Origin of the sequence: Streptomyces sp. NPDC050388 (genome assembly GCF_040655635.1) — a bacterium.
Lineage (GTDB): Bacteria > Actinomycetota > Actinomycetes > Streptomycetales > Streptomycetaceae > Streptomyces.
Genome location: NZ_JBFAKH010000007.1, coordinates 95,872 through 118,806, shown reverse-complemented (window position 1 = coordinate 118,806; position 22,935 = coordinate 95,872). Strand labels below are relative to the sequence as shown.

Below are 22,935 nucleotides of genomic sequence, written 5' to 3'. Positions count from 1 at the left end.
CAGCGGGCCCCTGCTCCAGGACGACCCCGCCGGGGTGTACCGGGAGATGCGGCGCGACCACGGCAGTGTGGTCCCGGTGCTGCTCGACGGCGACGTACCGGCCTGGCTGGTGCTCGGCTACCGCGAGCTGCACCAGATCACCGGCGACCCGGTGCTGTTCAGCCGCGACTCCGACCTGTGGAGCCAGTGGGAGAACATCCCCGACGACTGGCCTCTGTTGCCGATGATCGGCCGCAAGCAGCCCTCCATCCTCTACACCGTCGGCGAGCGGCACCGCGAGCGGGCCGGGATGATGATCCACGCGCTGGAGGCGGTGGACCCGTTCGAACTGCGCCGCTACGCCGAGAAGTTCGCCGACGAGCTGATCGACGGCATCTGCCCCGAGGGCACCGCCGACATCATCGGCGAGTTCGCGATGCTGCTGCCGGTACGCGTACTGGCCCGGCTCTACGGCTTCTCCGACGAGCAGGGACCGGCCCTGGTCACCGCCCTCAACGACATGATCGACGGGCGGGAGCGGGCGCTGGCGGGCCAGGCCCACCTGTTCACGTCGATGACCGAACTGGTGGCCGCCCGCAGGGACGAGCCCGCCGAGGACGTGGCGTCGCGGATGCTCGCCGACACCTCCGGGTTCACCGACGAGGAGATCGTCCAGGACCTGATGGTGATGATGGCGGCCGGGCACCAGCCGACCGCCGACTGGATCGGCAACTCCCTGCACCTGATGCTGACGGACAACCGGTTCGCCGCGTCCCTGTTCGGCGGCCGCAACAGCGTCGCCGAGGCGATGAACGAGGTGCTGTGGGAGGACACCCCCACCCAGAACGTGGCCGGCCGCTGGGCCTCCCGCGACACCCAGCTGGGCGGTCGCCGCATCCGCGCCGGTGACATGCTGCTCCTCGGCCTCCAGGGCGCCAACTCCGATCCCCAGGTGCGCACCGACGGCTCCGCCCTGACCGGCGGGAACGGCGCGCACTTCTCCTTCGGCCACGGGGAGCACCGGTGCCCGTTCCCGGCGCAGGAGATCGCCGAGGTGATCGCGCGGACCGGCATCGAGGTCGTCCTGGACCGGCTGCCGGACATCGACCTCGCGGTGCCGGCCGCGTCCCTGACCCGCCGCCCGTCGCCGTGGCTGCGCGGGCTGTCCGAACTTCCGGTCACGTTCACCCCGACTCCCGCCCTTGGAGGCAGAATCAGATGACGGCTGCTGGTACGGACTCTCCCACCACCACGAACACCGGCCGGACCCCCATCCACCTCGACCCGTTCGTCTCCGACCTGAAGTCGGAGAGCGCGGCACTGCGGGCCGCCGGGCCCCTCGCACGCGTGGTGCTGCCGGGCGACGTACCGGTGTGGGCGGTCACGCACCACGCCGAGGCGAAGAAACTGCTCACCGACCCCCGGGTGGTGAAGGACATCAACGTCTGGGGCGCCTGGCAGCGCGGCGAGATCGCCCCCGACTGGCCGCTGATCGGACTCGCCAACCCGCCCCGCTCCATGCTCACCGTGGACGGCGCCGACCACCGCCGCCTGCGCACGCTGGTCGCGCAGGCGCTCACGCCCCGCCGGGTGGAGCGGATGCGGGAGCGGATCACGGAACTGACCGAGGGCCTGCTGGACCAGGTGGCCGCGGAGCCGGGTGACACGGTCGACCTGAAGGCCCTGTTCGCCTACCCGCTGCCGATGTACGTGGTCGCCGACCTGATGGGGCTCGCCGAGGAGCGGCTGCCGCGGCTGAAGGAGCTGTTCGAGAAGTTCTTCTCGACGCAGACCCCGCCCCAGGAGGTCATCGCGACGCTGACCGAACTGGCCGGGATCATGGCCGAGACGGTCGCGAGCAAGCGGGAGAACCCCGGCGACGACCTGACGTCCGCGCTCATCCAGGCGTCCGAGGACGGCAACCGGCTCACCGACCAGGAGATCGTCTCCACGCTCCAGCTGATGATCGCGGCCGGTCACGAGACGACGATCTCGCTCATCGTCAACGCGGTGGTCAACCTCTCCCTCCACCCCGAGCAGCGCGAACTGGTGCTGTCCGGCAAGGCGGACTGGTCGGCGGTGATCGAGGAGACCCTGCGGTACTCCACGCCCACCTCCCACGTCCTGATCCGGTTCGCCACCGAGGACGTACCGGTCGGTGACAAGGTCCTGCCCGCCGGGGAGGCGCTGATCGTGTCGTACGCCGCGATCGGCCGGGACGAGCAGGCGCACGGCCCCACCGCCGGCGCCTTCGACATCACCCGTGAGACCACCAACCGGCACATCTCCTTCGGGCACGGCCCGCACGTGTGCCCCGGTGCGGCCCTCTCCCGCCTGGAGGCGGGCGTCGCCCTGCCGGCCCTGTACGCGCGCTTCCCGAAGCTGGACCTGGCGGTCCCGGCGACCGAACTCCGCAACAAGCCGGTCGTCACCCAGAACGACCTGTACGAACTGCCGGTGACACTCGGCGGCTGACCTTTCCGCGCCGGCCTTCGGGGCGACTTCCGGAGCGGCGGGACGGGGAATCGCCCCCCGTCCCGCCGCCCCACCGCCCTGCCCCGGCCCTCCCCTCCCCCACCGGCTGGTTCGTGTCTCAGCCGACGGACGAGATTGCACCCGGGTTTCCCGGAGCCGCTAGGCTCCTTTCGTGGCTGAGATCCGGATTCCTGCTGACATCAAGCCCGCCGACGGTCGTTTCGGCGCGGGCCCCTCCAAGGTGCGGACGGAAGCGCTGGACGCGCTGGCCGCGACCGGCACGTCCCTGCTGGGCACCTCCCACCGCCAGGCCCCGGTGAAGAACCTGGTCGGCGAAGTGCGCGAGGGCATCCGTGACCTGTTCCAGCTCCCCGAGGGCTACGAGGTCGTCCTCGGCAACGGCGGCTCCACCGCGTTCTGGGACATCGCGACCCACGGCCTGATCGAGAACAGGTCGCAGCACCTCACCTTCGGCGAGTTCAGCTCCAAGTTCGCCAAGGCGGCCAAGCTCGCCCCCTGGCTGGCCGAGCCGGACGTCGTCTCCGCCGACCCGGGCACGCACCCCGAGCCGGTCGCCGCGGCGGGCGTGGACGTCTACGCCTTCACCCACAACGAGACCTCCACCGGTGTCGCCATGCCCATCAAGCGGGTGTCCGGGGCCGACGAGGGCTCCCTGGTCCTCGTGGACGCGACGAGCGGCGCCGGCGGCCTGCCCGTCGACATCGCCGAGACGGACGTCTACTACTTCGCCCCGCAGAAGTCCTTCGCCTCCGAGGGCGGCCTGTGGATCGGCGTCTTCTCCCCGGCCGCCATCGAGCGCGCCGAGCGCGTCCACGCGTCCGGCCGCCACATCCCGGAGTTCTTCTCGCTGCCCACGGCGATCGACAACTCCCGCAAGAACCAGACGTACAACACCCCGGCCCTGTCCACCCTCTTCCTCCTCAACGAGCAGCTGAAGTGGATCAACGGCCAGGGCGGCCTGGACTGGGCGGTCCGCCGCACCGCCACCTCGGCCCGCACGCTGTACGGCTGGGCGGAGGACGTGAAGTTCGCGAACCCGTTCGTCACCGACCCGGCCAAGCGCTCCCAGGTCATCGGCACCATCGACTTCACCGACGAGGTCGACGCCGCCGCGGTCGCCAAGGTGCTGCGCGCCAACGGCATCGTCGACACCGAGCCCTACCGCAAGCTCGGCCGCAACCAGCTCCGCGTCGCCATGTTCCCGGCCATCGACCCGGCGGACGTCGAGGCCCTGACGAAGTGCGTCGACTACGTCATCGAGCAGCTCTGACCGCTCCCCCGCACGACGCCGAAGGGCGCCCGACGGACCACCGCCGGGCGCCCTTCGTGTACGCGCTGCCCACGCGAACTGGTCGAGGAAAGCCTGCGGGCCCTCGCGTGAGACGGTGAGCAGGGGGCCGCCATGCTGCTTGTCGTTGCTCCCGTCCGCCTTCCTGGCAGACCGACGACGTGGTACGGCCGTACGTACTCCGGCCGTGACTGATGGGCGCGCGCGTCGAGGTGTCGCGCATGCGTCGCTGAGCGGGCGGGGGGTCACCATGTGTGCCTGCTCACCTGCCGTTGCGTCGGGCCCTCTGACGCCGTCCGTTCAACGCTCCGGCTTCGGAGCGGTCTCGGGCCGTAGGAAGCGGTGGAGGATCAGGCGCAGGGTGGGGAGCTGGGCGGCCGGGTTGAAGGACGGGTCGGTGGCGGCGCTGGTGTAGAGGGCGGCGATGAGCGCCATGACCCATGCCGCGGTGCCCTCCGGGTCCAGAGCGGGGTCGATCTGGCCTGCCGCGGCCGCGTTCCGCAGCAGGGTGATGACGGTGGACTGCTCCTCGTCGTTGTCGCGGCTCAGCAGCGCTTCGAGCTCGGGGTCGCGGTAAGCCTGGACCATCGCCTCCATGACGAGGGCGGGGACCAGCGGCTCCATGGCGGGGGCGGCGAGAAGGTCCACGGTGTCGAGGAGGGCGGTCCACGGGTCGTCGGCGGTGCGGGCGGCGGCGAGACGCTCGGCCTTGGTGACGCCGTCGTCCTCGTCGTCCTCGAAGACGGCGTGGAAGATCGCGCGCTTGTTGGGGAAGTAGTGGAACAGGTTGCCCGCGCTCATGCCGGTGGCCTTGCAGATCTCCGCCGTGGTGGTGCGCTCGAAGCCTTTGGCGGCGAAGAGCTCGGCCGCGGCGTTGATGATGTGCCGGCGCCGCGCCTGGCGCCTGGCCGGGTCGACTGTCCTCATCAGGGCCTCTTTTCGGTCGACTCTCGACTCCGGTCTCGGACGGATATTAATAGACCGAGCGCTCGGTCTATTATGACGCGACGCGAAAGGCCAGGGGGGACATGAACATGCGCAAGGGAACCGGGCGAGAGTCGCAGGGGAGTCGGCTCACCGTGCTCCGACAGTCACCTTTGAGCACCGTGTGCGTTTACGTTGCCTTCGTACTGGTGGGAGCGGGCGTCGGATGGCTCGTCGACGTCCTGGCCGACTGGCTGGTGACACTGCCCTGGGCGCCGCTGCAGGGACCGGCCGAGCTGGTCGCGTCCCTCCCCGCTCCGGCGCTGTCCGCCGCGGGTGCGGTGGCGGGGCTGGTTCTCGGACTGGTCGCCCAGTACGAGCAGTTGGTGGTTCGCCTGTCGGACGAGCGCGTTGCGCTCACCCGGAAGGGACGGGAACAGGAGTTCCCGCGCGACGCCGTCGCCACGGTGTTCCGGGACGGCAAGCAACTCGTCCTGCTCGGTCAGGACGGTGGCGAACTCACCCGGCAGGAGTGCGACCTGGACACCGGTCGCGTTGCCGACGCCTTCACCGAGCACGGCTATGCGTGGGCGGACGTCGATCCGCACCAGGACGAGTTCCGCCGCTGGGTCCCGGGTGCTCCCGGACTCCCGGAGGGCGCGAACGCCATTCTCAAAGCCCGCCAGGAGTCGTTGGAGAAGAAGGGCTCCTCCGACGACGACGTTCGGGATCTCCGCGAGGAACTGGCCCGTCTCGGCGTCGTGGTGCGGGACGAGAAGCGACGTCAGCACTGGAGGACCTTCCACAAGGCAGATCCGGCCGTGGAATGAAGGGCGGTGGGGCCGTTGAGGCCGTGCCCCTCGGTGAGGCCGACACCGCTGTCATCGTGTGTGACCCTCAGTTCTCGCGCGAGACGCAGCGCGACAACCGGCACGCACCGCCCTCGTCGCCTCCGCCGCCCAGCGCATCGGATGGGGCGGGGACGTGTCACTGGGGTTCCGCCTCGAACGTCCCCCCTTCCTTTCCCTGGGCCTGATGACCTGCCTCCCGGGCCACAGACACCTGGAACTCCGGTGCCCCTGGCATAGCCGGGGAGGAACCGAGGGCATCGTCGGCCCGGCGCGGGAGATGTCCAAAAACGCAGAAACCCCCGGCATACCGGGGACCCACGAGAGCAAGATCCTTTGGGTGCCCTCCCCGGATCACATAAGACCTTGCCCAGCCAATGTCGCACCCCTCAAGCCGGACAGCGAGCCGCCCGGGGCCCGACGCTGCGTACAGCCACACTGCGCCGGGCCCCTGAACGCGCGTCGCTTACGCCGTCGCCGTGCAGGTCACGCTCGGTACGCCCCCTCCGCCGGGGACCCCGCCGAAGCCGAAGCTCGTCGAACCGCCTGCCGGGACCGTGCCGTTGTGGGGGCGTTGGTCGCGGTGACGGTCGGGCCGGACTGGGTGTGCGAGGCGTTCCACCTCTCTTGCCGGGCAGGGTGCCCGGTGCTTCAGGGCCGGGGTGAATGCCCGTTCCCGCGGAGCGGGGCAGGAGGAGCCGCATCGGTTTCGGGGCGATGTGGCGTCCCGGAAGAGGACGGTGGAGGGCTTGGTCATGGGAGGGGTGTGATGGTGCGTGGCTGGGAGCGGGGTGGTGGGGTCGGTCGCTCGTTCGGGTGAGCCTGGTGGGATGTGAAGAGATGGGCAGGCGGCGGGGCTAGGTTGGGCGGCATGTCACGGTTCCGGATGTATCCCACGGCCGCGCAGACGGAGCGGATGCTGCTGCACTGTGCGCACGCCCGGTACGTGTGGAACCTGGCCGTCGAGCAGCACGCGCACTGGCGGCCGGGGCGCAGGTCCGCTCCTGGATTTGCCGAGCAGTGCCGTCAGCTCACCGAGGCCCGGCGGGAGAGTGCCTGGCTGCGGGCCGGGAACGCGGACGTGCAGCAGCAGGCGCTGCAGGACTTCGCCAGGGCCAAGAACGCCCGGTTCGCTTCCGGGTTCGGTGAGCCGACCTGGCGCAGGAAGCACCGGCATGAGGGCTTCCGGGTGATCGGCACCGACCGGGTCCCGGAGTACGAGCCGGACGGTTCGCCGAAGCTGAACACCACGGGCAGGCAGGTGATGGGCCGCTCGGTGGTGGTGCAGAAACTCAACCGACGGTGGGCCCGGGTGAAGGTGCCGGGCTGCGGCTGGGTCCGCTTCCGCCTTACCCGCGCCGGGCTGCCGGTGGCGAAGACCTTCCGGGTCACCTTCCGCAACCAGCAGTGGCACATCGCCTTCGCGGTCGTCCCCGACCCCATCGATGCGCCCGGCACGAGGGAGGTCATCGGCATCGACCGGGGTGTGACGATCACCGCTGCTCTGTCCGACGGGCGGAGGCTGAACTGCCCGCAGCTCACGGTCAGGGAGCGGGCCCGGGTCCGCAAGCACCAGCGCCGTGCGGCCCGCGCTCCCAGGGGCAGCGAGGCCAAGGCCGCCGAGTACGCGAAGGTGGCCAGGATCAAGGCAAGGGAGGCGGACCGGCGCAAGGACTGGTGCGAGAAGACCTCCACCATGCTCGCCCGCACCTGCCGCCTGATCCGGTTCGAGAAGCTGAACATCACCACCATGACCCGCTCGGCGAAGGGGACCGTCGAGCAGCCTGGCACCCGGGTGCGGCAGAAGGCCGGGCTGAACCGGGCGATCCTCGCCCAGGGCTGGGGCCTGCTGCGCCGCCGGACCGGGGAGAAGGCCCCGGGCCGGGTGGAGGACGTCCCCGCCCCCTACACTTCGCTGCGGTGCAGTACCTGCGGCTGGATCGCGAAGGACTCGCGCAAGAGCCAAGCCGAGTTCGTCTGCGTCTCCTGCGGGTTCGGCTGTAACGCGGACGAGAACGCAGCAGTCAACGTCGCGGCAGGACAGGGCGGGATCCCCCGCCCCCGGCGCACAGCCGGTGCCGGAGGGGTGACAGCGGCCACCGGCCGCTCGAGCGCCCGTGAACCTCGACCCACCCGGGTTGGAATCCCCCTCCTTTGAGGAGGGGGAGGATGTCAATACGAGGTACGGAGGGCGCCCACGGACGGCGCCGCGTGACCGCCCGCCGGTTCAGTCCCTCCGGCGCCGGCGTCCCAGCCCGAACAGGACCGCGCAGACGACGGCCACGGCGGCCACGGCACCGATCGTGAGGCCGTCACCGGAACCGGCACCGCCCCCCGAGCCCTCGTCCCCCGCCTGCGAGCCCCCACCCGAAGAACCCGAGGCGCCCGACGAGGACGCCGGCCCGGAGCCGCCACCGCCGGGCGCTTCCCGGGCCTCGACCGGGCTCTGCGCGCCCTCGCTCCCGTACATCAGCCGGGAGCCGTCGGCGGAGTAGCTGACGGACTCGCCCTGCCCCTGGAGCGGCACGCTGAGCCGCCCCTTGCGCTCGAGCTTCCCGTCCCGGGCGTCGTCCCACGCGTAGTGGATCCCGCCGAAGTACCCGCGCACGGCGAGCTGCCGGCCGTCCGGGGAGAACGCGGCGTCGGTGGCCCACAGCTCGACGGGCGCGACGGGCTCGAAGACGTTGCTGCCCGAGGCGGAGAGTTCGGCCGGCCCCTCGTACAGGTGCCCGCCCTCCTCCTTCTTGTCGACGATGTAGACGCGTCCGGTCCTCGGGTGCACGACGAGGGACTCGGCGTCGCGGGGCCCGTCGGAGTACTTCACGACGTACTGCGTGGCCCGCACGGTCTGGTCCCGCAGCTCCTTCGGCTCGGGCAGCTCGTAGATCCACACATACGGCCAGGTGCCGCCGAGGTTGTCGCCGATGTCCCCGACGAAGATCCGGTTGCCCGGACCGATGGAGATCGCCTCGACGTCCCGGGGCTCGCCGATGCCGGTGAGGGTGAGCCGGGCGACGGTGTCACCGGTGGCGCTGTCGACGGCGTAGAGGTAGGGGCCGTCGTCGCTGTCGTTGTGGGTCCAGTAGACGCCCGGGTGGAGGCGGGAGGCGGCGAGACCGCTGGACTCGGTGATGCGCGGGTCCTTGATCGTGAACCCCTCGTCGCCGTCGGCTGCGGAGGCGGGCACGGCGGGGGCGGTGAGCGCGGCGGTCGCCCCGAGGAGGAGGGCCGCGGCGAGCAGGGCGAAGGGTCGGCGCATGGCCCAAGACTGCCATCCCGCGGCCGACTTGACGGCAGGTGGTCGGTCTCACATCGCGGCGGCCGGGCCGATCGACGATGATGACCGGGTGCTCAGGTTCATGCCCGTCGGCGACTCGATGACCATCGGGAGCGCGGGTGAACACACCTGGCGCTACCGCCTGTGGCAGCACCTGTGCACGGAGTACGGCGGCCCCTTCACCTTCGTCGGCCCGCGCGAGACGCTGCACGACCAGGCGACGGACGCCCCCACCTCGTACGCCTACGCCGAGCCCGACTTCCCCCGGGCCCACCTGGCCGGCTGGGGCGAGGGCTGGCAGCACATGGCGCCGCTGATCGGCGAGACCGTCCGCTCCCAGCGCGCCGACGTGCTCCTGGTCTCCCTGGGCCTGATAGACCTCGGCTTCTACACGAACGCCGAGCAGACCGCGGACAACGTCCGCGCCTTCGTCGCCGGGGCGCGGGCGGCCAACCCGCGCATCCGCATGGCCGTGCTGCCCGTGATCCCCAACATCCGCGCGGAGGCCGACCCGTCCTTCGCCACCGAGGTCACCCGCTTCAACGAGCTCCTCGCGAAGACGGCCGCCGACCTCGACACCCCGGGCTCCCCGTTCCTCCTGGCCGCCGTCCCGCCGTCGTACGACATCCACACCGACACCTACGACGGCACCCACCCCAACGCGACCGGCGAACACAGGATCGCGGAGGCCTTCGCGGAGGCGATGTACGAGGGCTGGGAGCTGGGCGGGCCCTACTCCGCGTCCTGCACGCCGTAACCGGCGACGGCGCTGCGGCGGCATATGCGCCTCTCCCCGTGTCCCGGTCACCGTGCGTATCGTTGTACCGCACGGCTGTGCTCGTCCATGGGGGCAGCCGGGGAGGATGCCACGATGACCGTCGTAGACGACAGGATCGCCATGGCCGACGCCAACACGCAGCGCTTGGACGAGTGGTTCGAGCGGCTGGAGCGGATGCCCGTCCCCGAAGGATTCAGGGTCGAGATCGTCGGGGGCAACGTCTACATGACACCGCAGCGGGACACCCATTGGGGGATCATCCGTCGGATCGTACGGGCCGTCGAGGACAGGTTCGGGATGGACGTGCCGGTGTTCTCGGACGTCCGCATCGACTTCCCCGGCCACGAGAACGGCCTCTGCCCCGACGTGGCCGTGCTGCGCGCCTCCGCCGAGAAGGACGACGAAGGCCGCTGGCGCCATGAGGACGTCGAGTTCGTCTTCGAAGTCATCTCCGAGGGCACCGCCGCCAACGACTACGGCCCGAAGAAGACCGCCTACGCGACCGCCGAGGTCCCGCTCTACGTCATCGCCGACCCCTACCAGGGCCTCTGCTACGTCTACACCGACCCCAAGAACGGCGACTACGTCACCAGGACGCGGGTGGACTTCGGCGACGACATCGATCTGACGGGCACCGTGGCCGACCTGACCATGAGGACCAGCGGCTTCCCCCGGGACCGGCCTCCCCTTGCATAGAGCGCGCTCCAAGACGTTGGCTTGGTGCTCATGGAGTACACGCAGCTCGGACGCACGGGACTCAAGGTCGGCCGACTCGTCCTCGGGACGATGAACTTCGGTCCGCAGACCGACGAGGCCGACAGTCACGCCATCATGGACGCGGCGCTGGACGCCGGCATCAATCTCTTCGACACCGCCAACGTGTACGGCTGGGGCGAGAACAAGGGCCGTACCGAGACCATCATCGGCAACTGGTTCGCCAAGGGCGGCGAGCGGCGCGACAAGGTCGTGCTCGCCACCAAGGTGTACGGGAACATGGGCGCCGACGGCGAGGCGTGGCCCAACCACGACAAGCTCTCCGCGGTGAACATCCGCCGGGCCGTCGACGCCTCCCTCAAGCGGCTGCAGACCGACTACATCGACCTCTACCAGTTCCACCACATCGACCGGTCGACGCCGTTCGAGGAGATCTGGCAGGCGATCGACGTCCTGGTCCAGCAGGGCAAGATCCTCTACGTGGGATCGTCCAACTTCCCCGGCTACAAGATCGCCCAGGCCAACGAGATCGCCGCCCGGCGCGGGTCGTACGGCCTGGTGAGCGAGCAGTGCCTGTACAACCTCGCCGAGCGCCGCGCCGAGATGGAGGTCATCCCGGCCGCGCAGGACTACGGGCTCGGGGTCATCCCCTGGTCGCCGCTGCACGGCGGCCTGCTGGGCGGGGTCATCAAGAAGGAGGTCCAGGGCGGGCGCCGCGCGTCCGGACGGGCCGCCGAGACGCTCGCCGACCCCACCGCCCGCGCCCAGATCCAGGCGTACGAGGACCTGCTCGACAAGCACGGCGTCGAGCCCGGCGAGGCCGCGCTGGCCTGGCTGCTCACCCGGCCCGGGGTGACGGGCCCGATCGTCGGTCCGCGCACCACCGAGCAGCTGGCGTCGGCGCTGCGGGCGGTCGAGCTGAAGCTGAGCGAGGAGCTGCTGACCTCGCTGGACGAGATCTTCCCGGGCCCGGGGCCGTCCCCGGAGGCCTTCGCCTGGTAGGACGCCGCCTTCCCGGCGGGCACGCCGGGATCGCCGGGGGTGCCTGGCGGCGGGGCTAGTATCCGAGCGCCGCCGCCAGGGCCACCACCGCGAACATCAGTACGAGCGCACCGGCCATGATCCGGTTCCGGGTTTTCGGGTCCACGCCTTCGAGCCTAACCGGCCGCCCCGAGTGGCCGGCGCGCGACCACCTCGTAACGCGGCTGCTCGCCCGGCACCCCCGACCTCGGCAGGTTGCTGCGCACCAGTGCCAGCTCGCCCACGGTCCAGGCGCGGCTCCGGAACCGCCCCAGGGCCTCCACGTACGGCCGTACGTCGGCACCGGTCCGGCTGCGGGCCAGGGTCAGGTGGGCCTTGTAGCGGCGGTGCTCCCCCATCGCCACGCCCGCCTTGCGCCCCGCCGCCTCCGTACGGTCGGCGAGCAGGCCCAGGGTGTGCAGGTCACCGTCCGCCCCGGTCCACAGGGTCCGTCCGTGGCCGAACTGACCACCGCCGCACAGCGCCAGCCCGAAGGGCTCGCCCCGGGACGCGGCCCGCTCCAGGCGGGCGGTCAGTTCGGGGACGAGGTCGTCGTCGACCTCACCGTAGAAGGCGAGCGTGAAGTGCCAGCCGGGACGCCCGGTCCAGCGCAGGGCGTCCGCGCCGGGCAGCCGCCGCAGCGCCTCGACCTCGACGGCAAGCTCACGGATCACGTCCTCGGGCGGCACCACGGCGGCGAAGAGTCTCATGCCTCCAGTCTCACCGGGGAACGCGTGTACGCCCACGCGTGTCCTGGTCACCGTGCGTATCGTTGTACTGCGCGGCTGCACCCGTCCGGGGCGCAGCCGTGGAGGAGCGCCACGATGACCGTCCTTGACGACAGGATCGAGATGGCCGACACCGGAGACGAGCTCACGCTCGACGCGATGTTCGAGTGGCTGGAGAAGATGCCCATCCCCGAGGGGTACAAGACCGAGATCATCGGGGGCCACATCTTCGTGACGCCGCAGCGCCGCGCCCACTGGGACATCATCCTGAACATCGTCGAGCAACTACGTGCCAAGTACCCGCGCGAACGTGTGACGTCCGACGTCCGCATGGACTACCCGGGACGTCTCAACGGGCTCGCGCCCGACGTGGTCGGGCTCGCGGAGGGCGCCAAGGAGGACGCTCACGGACGCCGGCGCCACGAGGATGTCGAGTTCATCGCCGAGGTGATCTCCAAGGACACCGCCGGCAACGACTACGGGCCGAAGAAGGACACGTACGCCTCCGTCGGCGTTCCCGTTTACCTGATCGTGGATCCGTACACCGGAGAGTGGCACCTGCACACGTTGCCGAAGGACGGCAGGTACCACGGCACCGTCAGCCTCCCCTTCGGTGAGGAGGTCGACCTGACCGGGACGGTCGTCGGTCTGGTGCTCAAGACCGACGAGTTCCCCCGCGACTGACCGCGGGGGAACTCGTCGGGGCGGTGGGTCCGGCCGTCAGGCCATCGCCGTCAGCTCCCGTTGCCGTTCCCTCGGTACGAACCGCACCTGGGGGTGGCCCCCGGTCCAGCCGACCGTCAGGCGCAGGTTGCCGACGCGGGCCAGGATCAGGCCGATCACGGAGGCGGCGAGGACCGCGACGGCGCCGCCCACCGCGAAGCCGAGTCGGGCGCCGTAGGTGTCGGTGATCCAGCCGACGATCGGGGCGCCGACGGGCGCGCCGCCGAGGAAGACCATCATGTACAGGGCCATGACGCGGCCGCGTACGGCCGGGTCGGTGGACATCTGGATGCTGGTGTTGGTGGTGACGTTGACCGTCATGGCGAACAGGCCGATCGGGATCATGAGCAGGGCGAACAGCCACAGGGTGGGTGCCCCGGCCGCCACGATCTCCAGTCCGCCGAAGGCCAGCGCGGCCAGGATCAGCAGCCGCAGGCGGGCCGTGCCGCGCCGGGCGGCGAGCAGGGCGCCGGCCAGCGAGCCGACCGCCATCAGGGTGTTGAACAGGCTGTAGGCGCCCGCGCCCCCGTGGAAGACGTCGTCGGCGAAGGCCGAGAGGTAGACGGGGAAGTTGAAGGCGAACGTGCCGATGAAACCGACCAGGACGATCGGCCAGACCAGATCGGGCCGGCCCGCGACATAGCGCAGCCCCTCCCGCAGCTGCCCCTTGCCGCGCGGGGACGGCGTGACGGCGTGCAGTTCGCGGGCCCGCATCATCATCAGGCCGGCCAGCGGCGCGATGAAGGACAGGCCGTTGAGGAGGAACGCCCAGCCCGTGCCGACGCCGGTGATCAGCAGGCCCGCGACGGCGGGGCCGACCAGGCGGGCGGACTGGAAGTTCGCGGAGTTCAGGCTGACCGCGTTCTGCAGCTGCCCGGGGCCGACCAGCTCGGCGACGAAGGACTGGCGGGCGGGGTTGTCGACCACCGTCGCCAGACCGGTGACGAAGGCGGCGACGTAGACGTGCCAGACCTCGACCTGTCCGGTGAGGGTGAGGGCGGCGAGCGCCAGCGAGGTGAGGGCCATCGCCGACTGGGTGACGAGCAGCGTGGGGCGCTTGCGCAGGCGGTCCACCAGGACGCCGCCGTACAGACCGAACAGCAGCATCGGCAGGAACTGCAGGGCCGTGGTGATACCGACGGCGGCCGAGGAGGCGGTGAGGGTGAGCACCAGCCAGTCCTGGGCGATGCGCTGCATCCAGGTGCCGATGTTCGAGACGACCTGGCCGATGAAGAACAGGCGGTAGTTCCTGACCCGCAGCGAGGAGAACATCCGGGACGTGCGGATGTTCCGCCCCGGCTTTCCGGGGGCGGGCGGTGTGTCACCGCCGGTGGTGATGTCGTGGGTGTCCGGTCCGGGGGCGGAGTCTGCTCCGGGTCCCGTACTCAAGGTTCGCCTCCTAGCGACGGCTGCTGAGTTCCTAGATGTGCGCGAGCTTCTCCAGCACGGGGGCGGCGGCACGGAGTTTCGCCCATTCGTCCTCGTCGAGTTCCTCGGCGAGGGTGGCCAGGAAGACGTTCCGCCTGCGTCGGCTCTCGGCGAGCATCGCCTCGGCCTGTTCGGTCTGCGTCACGACCTTCTGCCGCCGGTCGTCGGGGTGCGGCTCCAGCCGGACCAGCCCCTTGCCCTCCAGCAGGGCCACGATGCGGGTCATCGAGGGCGGCTGGACGTGTTCCTTGCGGGCGAGCTCGCCCGGGGTGGCTTGGCCGCAGCGGGCCAGAGTGCCCAGCACCGACATCTCGGTGGGGCTGAGCGACTCGTCGACGCGCTGGTGCCTGAGTCGACGGGACAGTCGCATCACGGCGGATCGAAGGGCGTTGACGGCGGCCGCGTCGTCGCCATGGCTGAGGTCCGGCATGTTCTTTAGCATAACTCATTACTCTCGCTAAAGGACCGGTCGGGGCGGCTCGAACTCCGCCCGCGCCCGTGAGGTCGGCCACTCGTGCCGCGGTCATGCCGCAATCGCGCCACAGAGCAGGCCACAGAGCAGGCCATGGATCACTCGTACGGGTGATCTCTGCGTGAAACAGGGCGCACCGGGCCGGAGAGTGCGGCAAGGCTCATGCCCATGGGGACCGACGTACTCAGTCTGCGCATGGACCAGGAACTGCTCGAAAGACTCCGGAGCCATGCCGCCAAACGCGGAATGAGCGTCCAGGACTATGTCGTCCAGACGCTCATTCGCGATGACTTCGACCAGCGGTTCCAGACCGCCGTCGAGGAGACGGAGAAGTTCTACGGCGTCACCTGAGCCCGTACCGAGCCGGTCGGGACGGGCCGGGTCGGGTCAGGTCAGACCCAGTGCCGGCATCAGGTAGTAGAAGGCGAAGACCCCCGACACCGCGTACATCGCCACCGGGACCTCCCGGCCGCGCCCGGCCGCCAGGCGCAGCAGCACGAAGGTGATGAAGCCCATGCCGATGCCGTTGGTGATCGAGTAGGTGAAGGGCATCATCACCATGGTCACGAAGGCCGGGACGGCGATCGTGTGGTCCGCCCAGTCGATCTCCTTGATCGAGCCCGCCAGGATCAGGAAACCGACCGCGAACAGCGCCGGGGTGGCCGCCTGGGACGGCACCATCGTGGCGATGGGCGTGAGGAACAGCGCGACGGCGAACAGCGCGCCGGTGACGACGTTCGCGAAGCCGGTGCGCGCGCCCTCGCCGACGCCGGCCGTGGACTCCACGAAGGCGGTGGTGGCGGAGGAGGAGCTGGCGCCGCCCGCGGCGACCGCGACACCGTCGATGAACAGGACCTTGTTGATGCCGGGCATCTGGCCGTCGGCGTCGGTCAGCTTGGCCTCGTCGGAGACGCCCATGATCGTGCCCATCGCGTCGAAGAAGCACGACAGCAGCACGGTGAAGACGAACAGGACACCGGTCAGCACGCCGACCTTGGCGAAGCCGCCGAACAGGCTGACCTCGCCGACCAGGCCGAAGTCGGGGGTGGCGACGGGGTTGCCGGGCCAGGTCGGGTTCGTCAGGCCCCAGGAGGGGATGTCGGCCACGGCGTTGATGACCACGGCGAGGACCGTCATCGCGACGATCGAGATGAGGATCGCGCCGGGCACCTTGCGCACGATCAGCGCCAGCGTGAGCAACGCGCCGAGGACGAAGACGAGGACCGGCCAGCCGGTGAGGTGACCGCCGGTGCCGAGCTGGAGCGGGACGGTGGTCTGGGCGGCGTCCGGGATCCGGGAGACGAAACCGGAGTCGACCAGGCCGATCAGCATGATGAACAGGCCGATACCGATGGCGATGGCCTTGCGCAGGCCGTACGGGACGGCGTTCATCACGCGTTCGCGCAGACCGGTGGCGACCAGCAGCATGACGACGAAGCCGGCCAGCACCACCATGCCCATCGCGTCGGGCCACGACATGCGCGGGGCGAGCTGGAGGGCGACGACCGAGTTCACGCCGAGGCCGGCGGCCAGCGCGATCGGCACGTTGCCGATGACGCCCATGAGCAGCGTGGTGAACGCCGCCGTCAGGGCGGTCGCGGTGACCAGCTGACCGTTGTCGAGCTGGTTGCCGTACATGTCCTTCGCGCTGCCGAGGATGATCGGGTTCAGCACGATGATGTAGGCCATCGCGAAGAAGGTGGCGAATCCGCCACGGATCTCGCGGGGCAGGCTGCTGCCCCGCTCGGAGATCTTGAAGTAGCGGTCGAGCGCGCCGCGCGCGGGCGCGGGCTGATCGGGCAGGGGGGCCTTGCTGGGGGCCGACGTGGACATGCAGAACCTCATCACCGTCGGACTTCCATCAAAGCCCTTTGGCGTTTCCTACGAGCAGAACTGGCCAGAGACAAACAGATTCAGTATGAAGATATAACGACATCCACGCTATCTCCGCGCGTAGACCCATGCGGCCCGATGCGGCGAACCTCACCCCCGCCCGCCCTCGTAAGCTGTCCGCATGGCCGCTTTCTTCTCGGGTCTCTCGCGCTGGTTCACGGGGACCCCCAAGCACGAGGCGCCGGAGCCCCTGGAGGGCCCCGTGGTCGCCACCATCGTCGGCGGCACGATCATCTGGTTCGCCCTCTTCCTGGTGCAGCTGCCCTTCTACGGCTGGTTCGACGACCACGGCCACACCTGGTGGCTGTGGACCTGCCTGGCCGGCGGCGGGCTCGGGCTCATCGGCATCTGGTACGTCCGCCGGCGCGACGCCGCGATCAAGCGCGCCCAGGCCGCGGCGGCCGCGCGGGGCACGGAGTCGGCACAGTCCGCGGAGACAGCGGAGACGGTGGAGACGGAACCGGCCGGCGGCCCCTCCGGCGCCCCCTCCCCGTCGTCGGCCGACTGACTCCTCACCGCTCCTGTACGACCACGGAACTACGGCCGCCCCGCGACTCTCCTCCCCTGGTCGGATCTTCCTCGTATCCGGTGGGTGAAGCCGTGGAACCGCACGTACCGTCGACTGCATGACGCCTCTCGACGCGGACCCCCGGACAGGGGCCACGCAGCCCGGCACCGTCACCTCGCCGGTGACCGGCCTGACCGCCGCGGAGGTGGCGGAGCGGGTGGCCCGCGGGCAGGTCAACGACGTGCCGGTGCGCAGCAGCCGGTCCATGATCGAGATCGTCCGCGCGAACGTCTTCACCCGGTTCAACGCGATCATCGGCGTCCTCTGGGTGATCATGCTGGCCGTCGCACCCATCCAGGACAGCCTGTTCGGCTTCGTGATCCTCGCCAACACCGGGATCGGCATCGTCCAGGAGTGGCGGGCGAAGAAGACCCTGGACTCACTGGCGCTGATCGGCGAGGTGCGGCCCACGGTGCGCCGGGACGGGACGGCGACGGAGATCGGCACGTCCGAGCTCGTGCTGGACGACCTGATCGAGATCGGGCCGGGCGACAAGGTCGTCGTCGACGGGGTGTGCGCCGAGGCGGACGCGCTGGAGATCGACGAGTCGCTGCTCACCGGCGAGGCCGATCCCGTGGTCAAACAGCCCGGGGACCGGCTCATGTCCGGAAGTTTCGTGGTCGCGGGCGGCGGTGCCTTCCAGGCGACCAGGGTGGGACGCGAGGCGTACGCGGCGCAGCTCGCCGAGGAGGCGTCCCGGTTCACGCTGGTCCACTCCGAGCTGCGCTCGGGCATCTCCACGATCCTCAAGTACGTGACGTGGATGATGATCCCGACCGCGGCCGGGCTGATCATCAGCCAGCTGGTCGTGAATCACAACGAGCTGGGCAACTCCATCGCCCGCACGGTCGGCGGGATCGTGCCGATGGTGCCCGAGGGGCTGGTGCTGCTCACCTCGGTGACCTTCGCCATCGGGGTCGTCCGGCTGGGGCGCAAGCAGTGCCTGGTGCAGGAACTGCCCGCCATCGAGGGACTGGCCCGCGTCGACACGGTCTGCCTGGACAAGACCGGCACCCTCACCGAGGGCGGCATGGACGTCACCGGACTGCGGCTGCTCGACGGCGGCGACGAGACGTACGTACGGAAGGTGCTGGGGGCCCTCGGCGCGTCCGATCCGCGGCCGAACGCGTCCCTCCGGGCGATCGTCGACGCCTACCCGGACGCCGGGGACTGGCGCTGCACCGACGCCCTGCCGTTCTCCTCGGCCCGCAAGTACAGCGGCGCCACTTTCGACGAGGGCGACGAGGGCACCGGGCAACCGCCCGTCACCTGGCTGCTCGGGGCGCCCGACGTGCTGCTGGACGCCGACGACCCGGCCCTCGCCCGGACCACGCGGCTGAACGAGCAGGGGCTGCGGGTGCTGCTGCTCGCCCGCGCCGAGCGCGACGTGGACGTGGACGACCCGGACGCGGCCAAGGGGGTCCGTCCGGCCGCGCTGGTGGTGCTGGAGCAGCGGCTGCGGCCGGACGCGGCCGACACCCTGCGGTACTTCTCCGAGCAGAACGTCCGCGCCAAGGTGATCTCCGGCGACAACGCCGTGTCGGTCGGCGCGGTCGCGGCCAAGCTCGGGCTGAGCGGTACGACGGTCGACGCGCGCCGGCTCCCCGCCGGGCGGGACGAGATGGCCGAGGCGCTGGACCGGGGCACGGTGTTCGGGCGGGTCGCCCCGCAGCAGAAGCGGGACATGGTGGGCGCGCTCCAGTCGCGCGGGCACACGGTCGCCATGACCGGCGACGGGGTGAACGACGTGCTGGCGCTGAAGGACGCCGACATCGGGGTGGCGATGGGTTCCGGTTCGGAGGCCACGCGGGCGGTCGCGCAGATCGTGCTGCTGAACAACAGTTTCGCCACCCTGCCGTCGGTGGTGGCCGAGGGGCGGCGGGTGATCGGCAACATCACCCGGGTCGCGACGCTGTTCCTGGTGAAGACCGTCTACTCGGTGCTGCTGGCGGTACTGGTGGTGTGCTGGCAGGTGGAGTACCCGTTCCTGCCGCGCCATCTGACCCTGCTGTCCACGCTCACCATCGGCGTCCCGGCGTTCTTCCTGGCCCTCGCCCCCAACAAGGAGCGGGCCCGGCCGAACTTCGTACGGCGGGTCATGCGGTACGCGGTCCCGGGCGGGGTGCTGGCCGCGCTGGCGACGTTCGCCACGTACCTGCTCGCCCGCCACCACTACAGCGGTGAGGGGGCGTTGGAGGCGGAGACGAGCGCGGCGACGCTGACGCTGTTCCTGATCTCGCTGTGGGTGCTGGCGATCATCGCCCGGCCCTACACCTGGTGGCGGATCGGACTGGTGGCGACGATGGCCGCGGGGTTCCTGCTGGTGCTGGTCGTACCGCGGCTGCAGGAGTTCTTCGCGCTGAGGCTGGTGGGGATGACGATGCCGTGGATCGCGGTCGGCATCGCGGTGGCGGCGGCGGCCGTCCTGGAACTCCTGTGGAGACGGGTGGACCGCGTTTCCGCTTAGCGCTCGGCCCGGCAGGGACGGTCGTGTGTCCCTGCCGGGCCGGTGGGGGCTGGTCGCGCCCGCGCGGCGGAGCCGCATGTCGACACGGCCCCGCGCCCCTGACGGGGCGCTTCGGTGACCGCGCGACCGGCCGGACGAAGGCTTACTTCACGTCGACGAAGTCACCGGCGGCCTTGACGGCCGGGGTGGTCGTGGTGCCCTCGAAGTTGTAGCGGTAGTAGCCGTCGACGGAGGCCTTGACCGTGGTCTTCAGGTTGCCCGTCGAGTTGGTCTTGACGGTCTTGATGGTGGTGTAGGTGTTGGAGTTCTTCTTGCGGAACTGCAGCTTCACCGACTGGTTCGTGTAGCCGGCGTACCGGAAGGCCTCCCAGTTGGCGCGGGTCAGCTTGCCGGTGACCGTGATGGTCTTGCCCTTCTTGACCGGCTCGGGGGAGGCGTTGACGGTCAGCTTGGAGTAGCGCTGGACCAGGGTGGTGGCGAGGCCGCCCTTCTCCGCGTAGCCGACCTTGCCCATGTCGAAGTCGTCGGCGCCCGGGTCCTCGCCGTTGAAGGCGATGGCCCAGGCGCCGGCCTTCCAGGTGCCGGCGTCCGCGTTCAGCAGCTCGTAGTCCCTGGGGCGGATGTCGATGGTGCCGGAGCAGGTGGCCTTGGTCGCCGAGGTCGACTTGCAGTGGCCGAAGTCGTCGCCGATCAGTACGTTCTGCGGCGCGGCGAAGCTGCCCTTGTAGAGGAACGGGTCGGTGAGGAAGTCGAACGCGGTGATGTCGACGTCCGTGCCGTGGGTCAGGGTGTAGGTGACCTTGGCCGTGACCCGGTTCGTCGTACCGACCTTGACCGCCTTGGCGATCTTGAAGTTGGAGAAGGTGACGTTCAGGGCGTACGGCTCGTCGTAGGCGGCGGCACGTGCGCTGAACGCGGCCTTGCTGGACGAGGCGGCGTGCGCGGCCTCACGGACCTTCGCGATGTCCGCGCGGCTCACGGCGTCGTCGGACGCCTGCGCGGCCGGGGCGGCGAGGGCGGACAGGGCCAGGGCGCCGGAGACCGCGGCGACGACGGTGGCTCGAATACGCATGCATTCCCCAGGTGGAGAAGGGGCCCCGACAGTCGTCGTTCCCAACGGCTCGTCGTCACTTCCGGGGCCCGAGTGACCTTGGAGTCTGTTGACTCAGCTGATCAGATACGTCACACCGGCGAATGGTTGTACGCGCATTCGAAAACTTGTGTGCGACTCTTGAAGATCAAGGTCCCGGCCGCCGCGCGCCGCACGCAGAGCCCGAAAGGCCAGAAGCATCTGAAGAACCCGAAGGAGGGTCCCGCATGATCACACCCGTCCGCGACAACCCCTGTCGGCATCATTCCCAGGCCTTGTCCACCATGCGGACGAGTACTGTGATTCAGTGATGAGCGCGACGAAGACTCCGGACACGCAGTCCCGGGCGAAGCGCCGCTCACTGGGTGGGCAGCTCTCCACCCGCGTGCGGTCCTTCATGGAGACCGAGGCCGGCAGCGCCGGTCTGCTCCTGATAGCCGTCGCGGTGGCCCTGATCTGGGCGAACTCGCCCTGGTCGGACTCGTACACGTCGCTCTGGGCCACCGACCTGTCCCTCTCCCTCGGCAAGGCCGAGCTGTCGATGGACCTGGGGCACTGGGTCAACGACGGGCTGATGGCCCTCTTCTTCTTCATCATCGGCCTGGAGGTCCGTTACGAGGTCTCCGTCGGGGAGCTGAACAGCCGCAGCCGGCTCATGATCCCGCTCCTCGCCGGGATCGGCGGCATGCTCGTGCCCGTCCTGCTGTACCTGGCGATCGCGCCCGGGGGCGAGGCCGCCATGGGCTGGGGCGTGGTCATCGGCACCGACACGGCGTTCATGCTGGGCGCGCTCGCCATCGTGGGCCCGCGGTTCGTCACCCAGCTGCGCGTCTTCCTGCTGGCCATCACCGTCATCGACGACATCGTGGCCGTCACCGTGATCGGCGTGGTCTACTCCGGCAGTGTCAGGGTGCCGGAGCTGATCGTCGCACTCCTCCTGGGCGTGGTGCTGTCCGCGCTGACCCGCTTCGGCGTCTGGCAGGCGGCCCCGTACGTCCTGATCGTGCTCGTGATGTGGCTCGCCACCCTCCAGGCCGGCCTGCACGCCTCCATCGCCGGCATGCTCGGCGGCCTCCTGATCCCCGCCCGGAACCCCTCACGCGAGGGAGTGGAGCAGGCCGCACGGCTCTTCCGCGCCTTCCGTCAGTCCCCCCTCGCGGACGTCGGCAAGACGGCGCGCAGGGGGCTCCAGCAGGCCGTCTCCGTCAACGAGCGGCTCCAGACGGTGCTCCACCCCTGGTCCAGCTACGTCATCGTCCCGGTGTTCGCACTGGCCAACGCCGGTGTCGACCTGCGCAACGGCGTCCTGACCAACGCCCTGACCTCCTTCGTCACCTGGGCCGTGGTCGTGGGTCTCGTCGTCGGAAAGCTGGTCGGTATCTGGGGCGGTGCCTACCTCGGCACCCGGACCGGTCTCGGGAAGCTCCCGACCGGGGTGGGGCAGGGCCACGTCCTGGGCGGCGGTGTCCTGTCCGGGATCGGCTTCACCGTGTCCCTGCTGATCGTCGGGCTCGCCTTCCACGACCCGGTGATGCGTGCCGAGGCGACCGTCGGTGTCCTGCTGGCGGCCCTGTTCTCCACTCTCGCGGGCTGGCTCGTGTTCCATCTGGCCGCGGTCCTGCGCGGGGAGACCGACGCGGACCTGCCCCGTTATCTGGACCGTCCGGTCGACCCGGAGACGGACCACATCCTCGGGCCCCCCGAAGCGCCCCTCACGCTGGTGGAGTACGGCGACTTCGAGTGCCCCTTCTGCGCCCGCGCCACCGGCGTCACCCAGGAACTGCGGCAGCGTTTCGGTGACCAGTTCCGCTACGTCTTCCGGCACCTGCCGCTGCCCGACGTGCACCCGCACGCCGAGCTCGCCGCCCGGGCGGCGACGGCCGCCGGTCTGCAGGGCCGCTTCTGGGAGATGCACGACCTGCTCTACAAGCACCAGGACGAGCTCGAGTACGAGGACAGCGCCGGCTACGCCGCCGACCTCGGACTCGACGTCGAGAAGTTCCTCCGCGACCTCGACGACGAGAAGACGGCCGACCGGGTACGGGCGGACGCCGCCAGTGCCGAGGCCAGCGGCGCCCGCGGGGTCCCGACGTTCTTCATCGGCGACCGCCGGCACACCGGCCCGTACGACGCGGCGACGCTCGCCCGCGAGCTCGAGGCGTACGCGCAGGAGTCCGGCGTCCAGGCGCCCACGGAGCAGAAGTAGGAGCGGAAGCAAGCGAAAGGTCCACGCGTGGGGGCG

Annotated in this window: 20 protein-coding genes and 1 pseudogene; 13 read left to right on the top strand and 8 right to left on the bottom strand. The window is 70.3% G+C overall.

The annotated features are described in order from the left end of the window. The first annotated feature begins 10 nt into the window (after positions 1 to 10). The 3 genes from AB0I73_RS06090 to serC all read left to right on the top strand — a co-directional run bounded on the left by AB0I73_RS06090 (position 11) and on the right by serC (position 3,745). Complete coding sequence (locus tag AB0I73_RS06090; RefSeq protein WP_363034296.1) at positions 11 to 1,201, top strand: cytochrome P450; 1,191 nt, start codon at positions 11 to 13, stop codon at positions 1,199 to 1,201. Beyond that, a complete protein-coding gene (locus AB0I73_RS06085; protein ID WP_363034222.1) occupies positions 1,198 to 2,454 on the top strand; it encodes a cytochrome P450 in 1,257 nt (418 codons plus the stop codon). Before AB0I73_RS06090 ends, AB0I73_RS06085 begins: the two co-directional genes overlap by 4 nt. Before the next feature lie 172 nt (positions 2,455 to 2,626). Beyond that, a complete protein-coding gene (gene serC, locus AB0I73_RS06080) occupies positions 2,627 to 3,745 on the top strand; it encodes a phosphoserine transaminase (RefSeq protein ID WP_363034220.1) in 1,119 nt (372 codons plus the stop codon). A 318-nt stretch (positions 3,746 to 4,063) separates the two neighbouring features. Here the strand turns inward: serC and AB0I73_RS06075 are convergent, their stop codons facing one another. Next, positions 4,064 to 4,690 carry a TetR/AcrR family transcriptional regulator gene (locus tag AB0I73_RS06075; protein WP_363034218.1) on the bottom strand — a complete coding sequence of 209 codons (627 nt, stop codon included), beginning with the start codon at positions 4,688 to 4,690 and terminating at the stop codon, positions 4,064 to 4,066. Positions 4,691 to 4,869: 179 nt separating this feature from the next. On the opposite strand from AB0I73_RS06075, the gene AB0I73_RS06070 reads away from it, so the two are divergent. Continuing rightward, positions 4,870 to 5,517, top strand: coding sequence for a hypothetical protein (locus AB0I73_RS06070; RefSeq protein WP_363034216.1), 648 nt, complete (start codon positions 4,870 to 4,872; stop codon positions 5,515 to 5,517). A gap of 484 nt (positions 5,518 to 6,001) precedes the next feature. On the opposite strand, the pseudogene AB0I73_RS06065 reads toward AB0I73_RS06070, so the two are convergent. Next, a pseudogene (locus AB0I73_RS06065) lies at positions 6,002 to 6,156 on the bottom strand (cellulose binding domain-containing protein); the annotation flags it as partial. A 250-nt stretch (positions 6,157 to 6,406) separates the two neighbouring features. Between AB0I73_RS06065 and AB0I73_RS06060 the strand changes: the two are divergent. After that, positions 6,407 to 7,693 (top strand): transposase, encoded by a 1,287-nt coding sequence (locus tag AB0I73_RS06060; RefSeq protein WP_363034214.1) that lies wholly within the window; start codon positions 6,407 to 6,409, stop codon positions 7,691 to 7,693. A gap of 69 nt (positions 7,694 to 7,762) precedes the next feature. Here the strand turns inward: AB0I73_RS06060 and AB0I73_RS06055 are convergent, their stop codons facing one another. Continuing rightward, positions 7,763 to 8,794: a WD40 repeat domain-containing protein gene (locus tag AB0I73_RS06055; RefSeq protein ID WP_363034212.1), complete on the bottom strand. Its 1,032-nt coding sequence runs from the start codon at positions 8,792 to 8,794 to the stop codon at positions 7,763 to 7,765. 88 nt (positions 8,795 to 8,882) lie between these two features. Between AB0I73_RS06055 and AB0I73_RS06050 the strand changes: the two genes are divergently transcribed. The 3 genes from AB0I73_RS06050 (at position 8,883) to AB0I73_RS06040 (ending at position 11,306) form a co-directional block, all read left to right on the top strand. Beyond that, positions 8,883 to 9,569 carry an SGNH/GDSL hydrolase family protein gene (locus tag AB0I73_RS06050; RefSeq protein WP_363034210.1) on the top strand — a complete coding sequence of 229 codons (687 nt, stop codon included), beginning with the start codon at positions 8,883 to 8,885 and terminating at the stop codon, positions 9,567 to 9,569. A gap of 114 nt (positions 9,570 to 9,683) precedes the next feature. Continuing rightward, complete coding sequence (locus AB0I73_RS06045; RefSeq protein ID WP_363034208.1) at positions 9,684 to 10,286, top strand: Uma2 family endonuclease; 603 nt, start codon at positions 9,684 to 9,686, stop codon at positions 10,284 to 10,286. Positions 10,287 to 10,316: 30 nt separating this feature from the next. Further along, a complete protein-coding gene (locus AB0I73_RS06040; protein ID WP_363034206.1) occupies positions 10,317 to 11,306 on the top strand; it encodes an aldo/keto reductase in 990 nt (329 codons plus the stop codon). 155 nt (positions 11,307 to 11,461) lie between these two features. On the opposite strand, the gene thpR is transcribed toward AB0I73_RS06040, so the two are convergent. Next, on the bottom strand, positions 11,462 to 12,034 hold the full coding sequence (thpR, locus tag AB0I73_RS06035) for an RNA 2',3'-cyclic phosphodiesterase (protein ID WP_363034204.1): 573 nt from the start codon (positions 12,032 to 12,034) through the stop codon (positions 11,462 to 11,464). Positions 12,035 to 12,148: 114 nt separating this feature from the next. Between thpR and AB0I73_RS06030 the strand changes: the two genes are divergently transcribed. Then, entirely contained in the window at positions 12,149 to 12,736 is a 588-nt protein-coding gene (locus AB0I73_RS06030; protein ID WP_363034203.1) for a Uma2 family endonuclease, read from the top strand. Between the two features lie 36 nt (positions 12,737 to 12,772). Here AB0I73_RS06030 and AB0I73_RS06025 read toward each other — a convergent pair whose 3' ends face one another. Both AB0I73_RS06025 and AB0I73_RS06020 read right to left on the bottom strand, forming a co-directional pair. Beyond that, positions 12,773 to 14,164, bottom strand: a complete 1,392-nt coding sequence (locus AB0I73_RS06025) for an MFS transporter (protein WP_363034201.1) — start codon at positions 14,162 to 14,164, stop codon at positions 12,773 to 12,775. Between the two features lie 31 nt (positions 14,165 to 14,195). Next, positions 14,196 to 14,633, bottom strand: coding sequence for a MarR family transcriptional regulator (locus AB0I73_RS06020; RefSeq protein ID WP_363034199.1), 438 nt, complete (start codon positions 14,631 to 14,633; stop codon positions 14,196 to 14,198). 210 nt (positions 14,634 to 14,843) lie between these two features. Between AB0I73_RS06020 and AB0I73_RS06015 the strand changes: the two genes are divergently transcribed. Continuing rightward, complete coding sequence (locus AB0I73_RS06015; protein WP_109379380.1) at positions 14,844 to 15,026, top strand: ribbon-helix-helix protein, CopG family; 183 nt, start codon at positions 14,844 to 14,846, stop codon at positions 15,024 to 15,026. Between the two features lie 36 nt (positions 15,027 to 15,062). On the opposite strand, the gene AB0I73_RS06010 is transcribed toward AB0I73_RS06015, so the two are convergent. After that, on the bottom strand, positions 15,063 to 16,508 hold the full coding sequence (locus AB0I73_RS06010; protein WP_363034197.1) for an NCS2 family permease: 1,446 nt from the start codon (positions 16,506 to 16,508) through the stop codon (positions 15,063 to 15,065). Positions 16,509 to 16,689: 181 nt separating this feature from the next. Between AB0I73_RS06010 and AB0I73_RS06005 the strand changes: the two genes are divergently transcribed. Then, positions 16,690 to 17,076 (top strand): DUF2530 domain-containing protein, encoded by a 387-nt coding sequence (locus AB0I73_RS06005; protein ID WP_363034195.1) that lies wholly within the window; start codon positions 16,690 to 16,692, stop codon positions 17,074 to 17,076. A gap of 118 nt (positions 17,077 to 17,194) precedes the next feature. Beyond that, positions 17,195 to 19,603, top strand: coding sequence for an HAD-IC family P-type ATPase (locus AB0I73_RS06000; RefSeq protein ID WP_363034193.1), 2,409 nt, complete (start codon positions 17,195 to 17,197; stop codon positions 19,601 to 19,603). A 142-nt stretch (positions 19,604 to 19,745) separates the two neighbouring features. Here the strand turns inward: AB0I73_RS06000 and AB0I73_RS05995 are convergent, their stop codons facing one another. Next, the gene (locus tag AB0I73_RS05995) at positions 19,746 to 20,675 is read right to left on the bottom strand and encodes a hypothetical protein (protein ID WP_363034191.1); all 930 of its coding nucleotides are present in this window, start codon (positions 20,673 to 20,675) and stop codon (positions 19,746 to 19,748) included. Between the two features lie 328 nt (positions 20,676 to 21,003). Between AB0I73_RS05995 and nhaA the strand changes: the two genes are divergently transcribed. Continuing rightward, positions 21,004 to 22,899, top strand: a complete 1,896-nt coding sequence (nhaA, locus tag AB0I73_RS05990; RefSeq protein ID WP_363034189.1) for a Na+/H+ antiporter NhaA — start codon at positions 21,004 to 21,006, stop codon at positions 22,897 to 22,899. Positions 22,900 to 22,935: the final 36 nt, after the last annotated feature.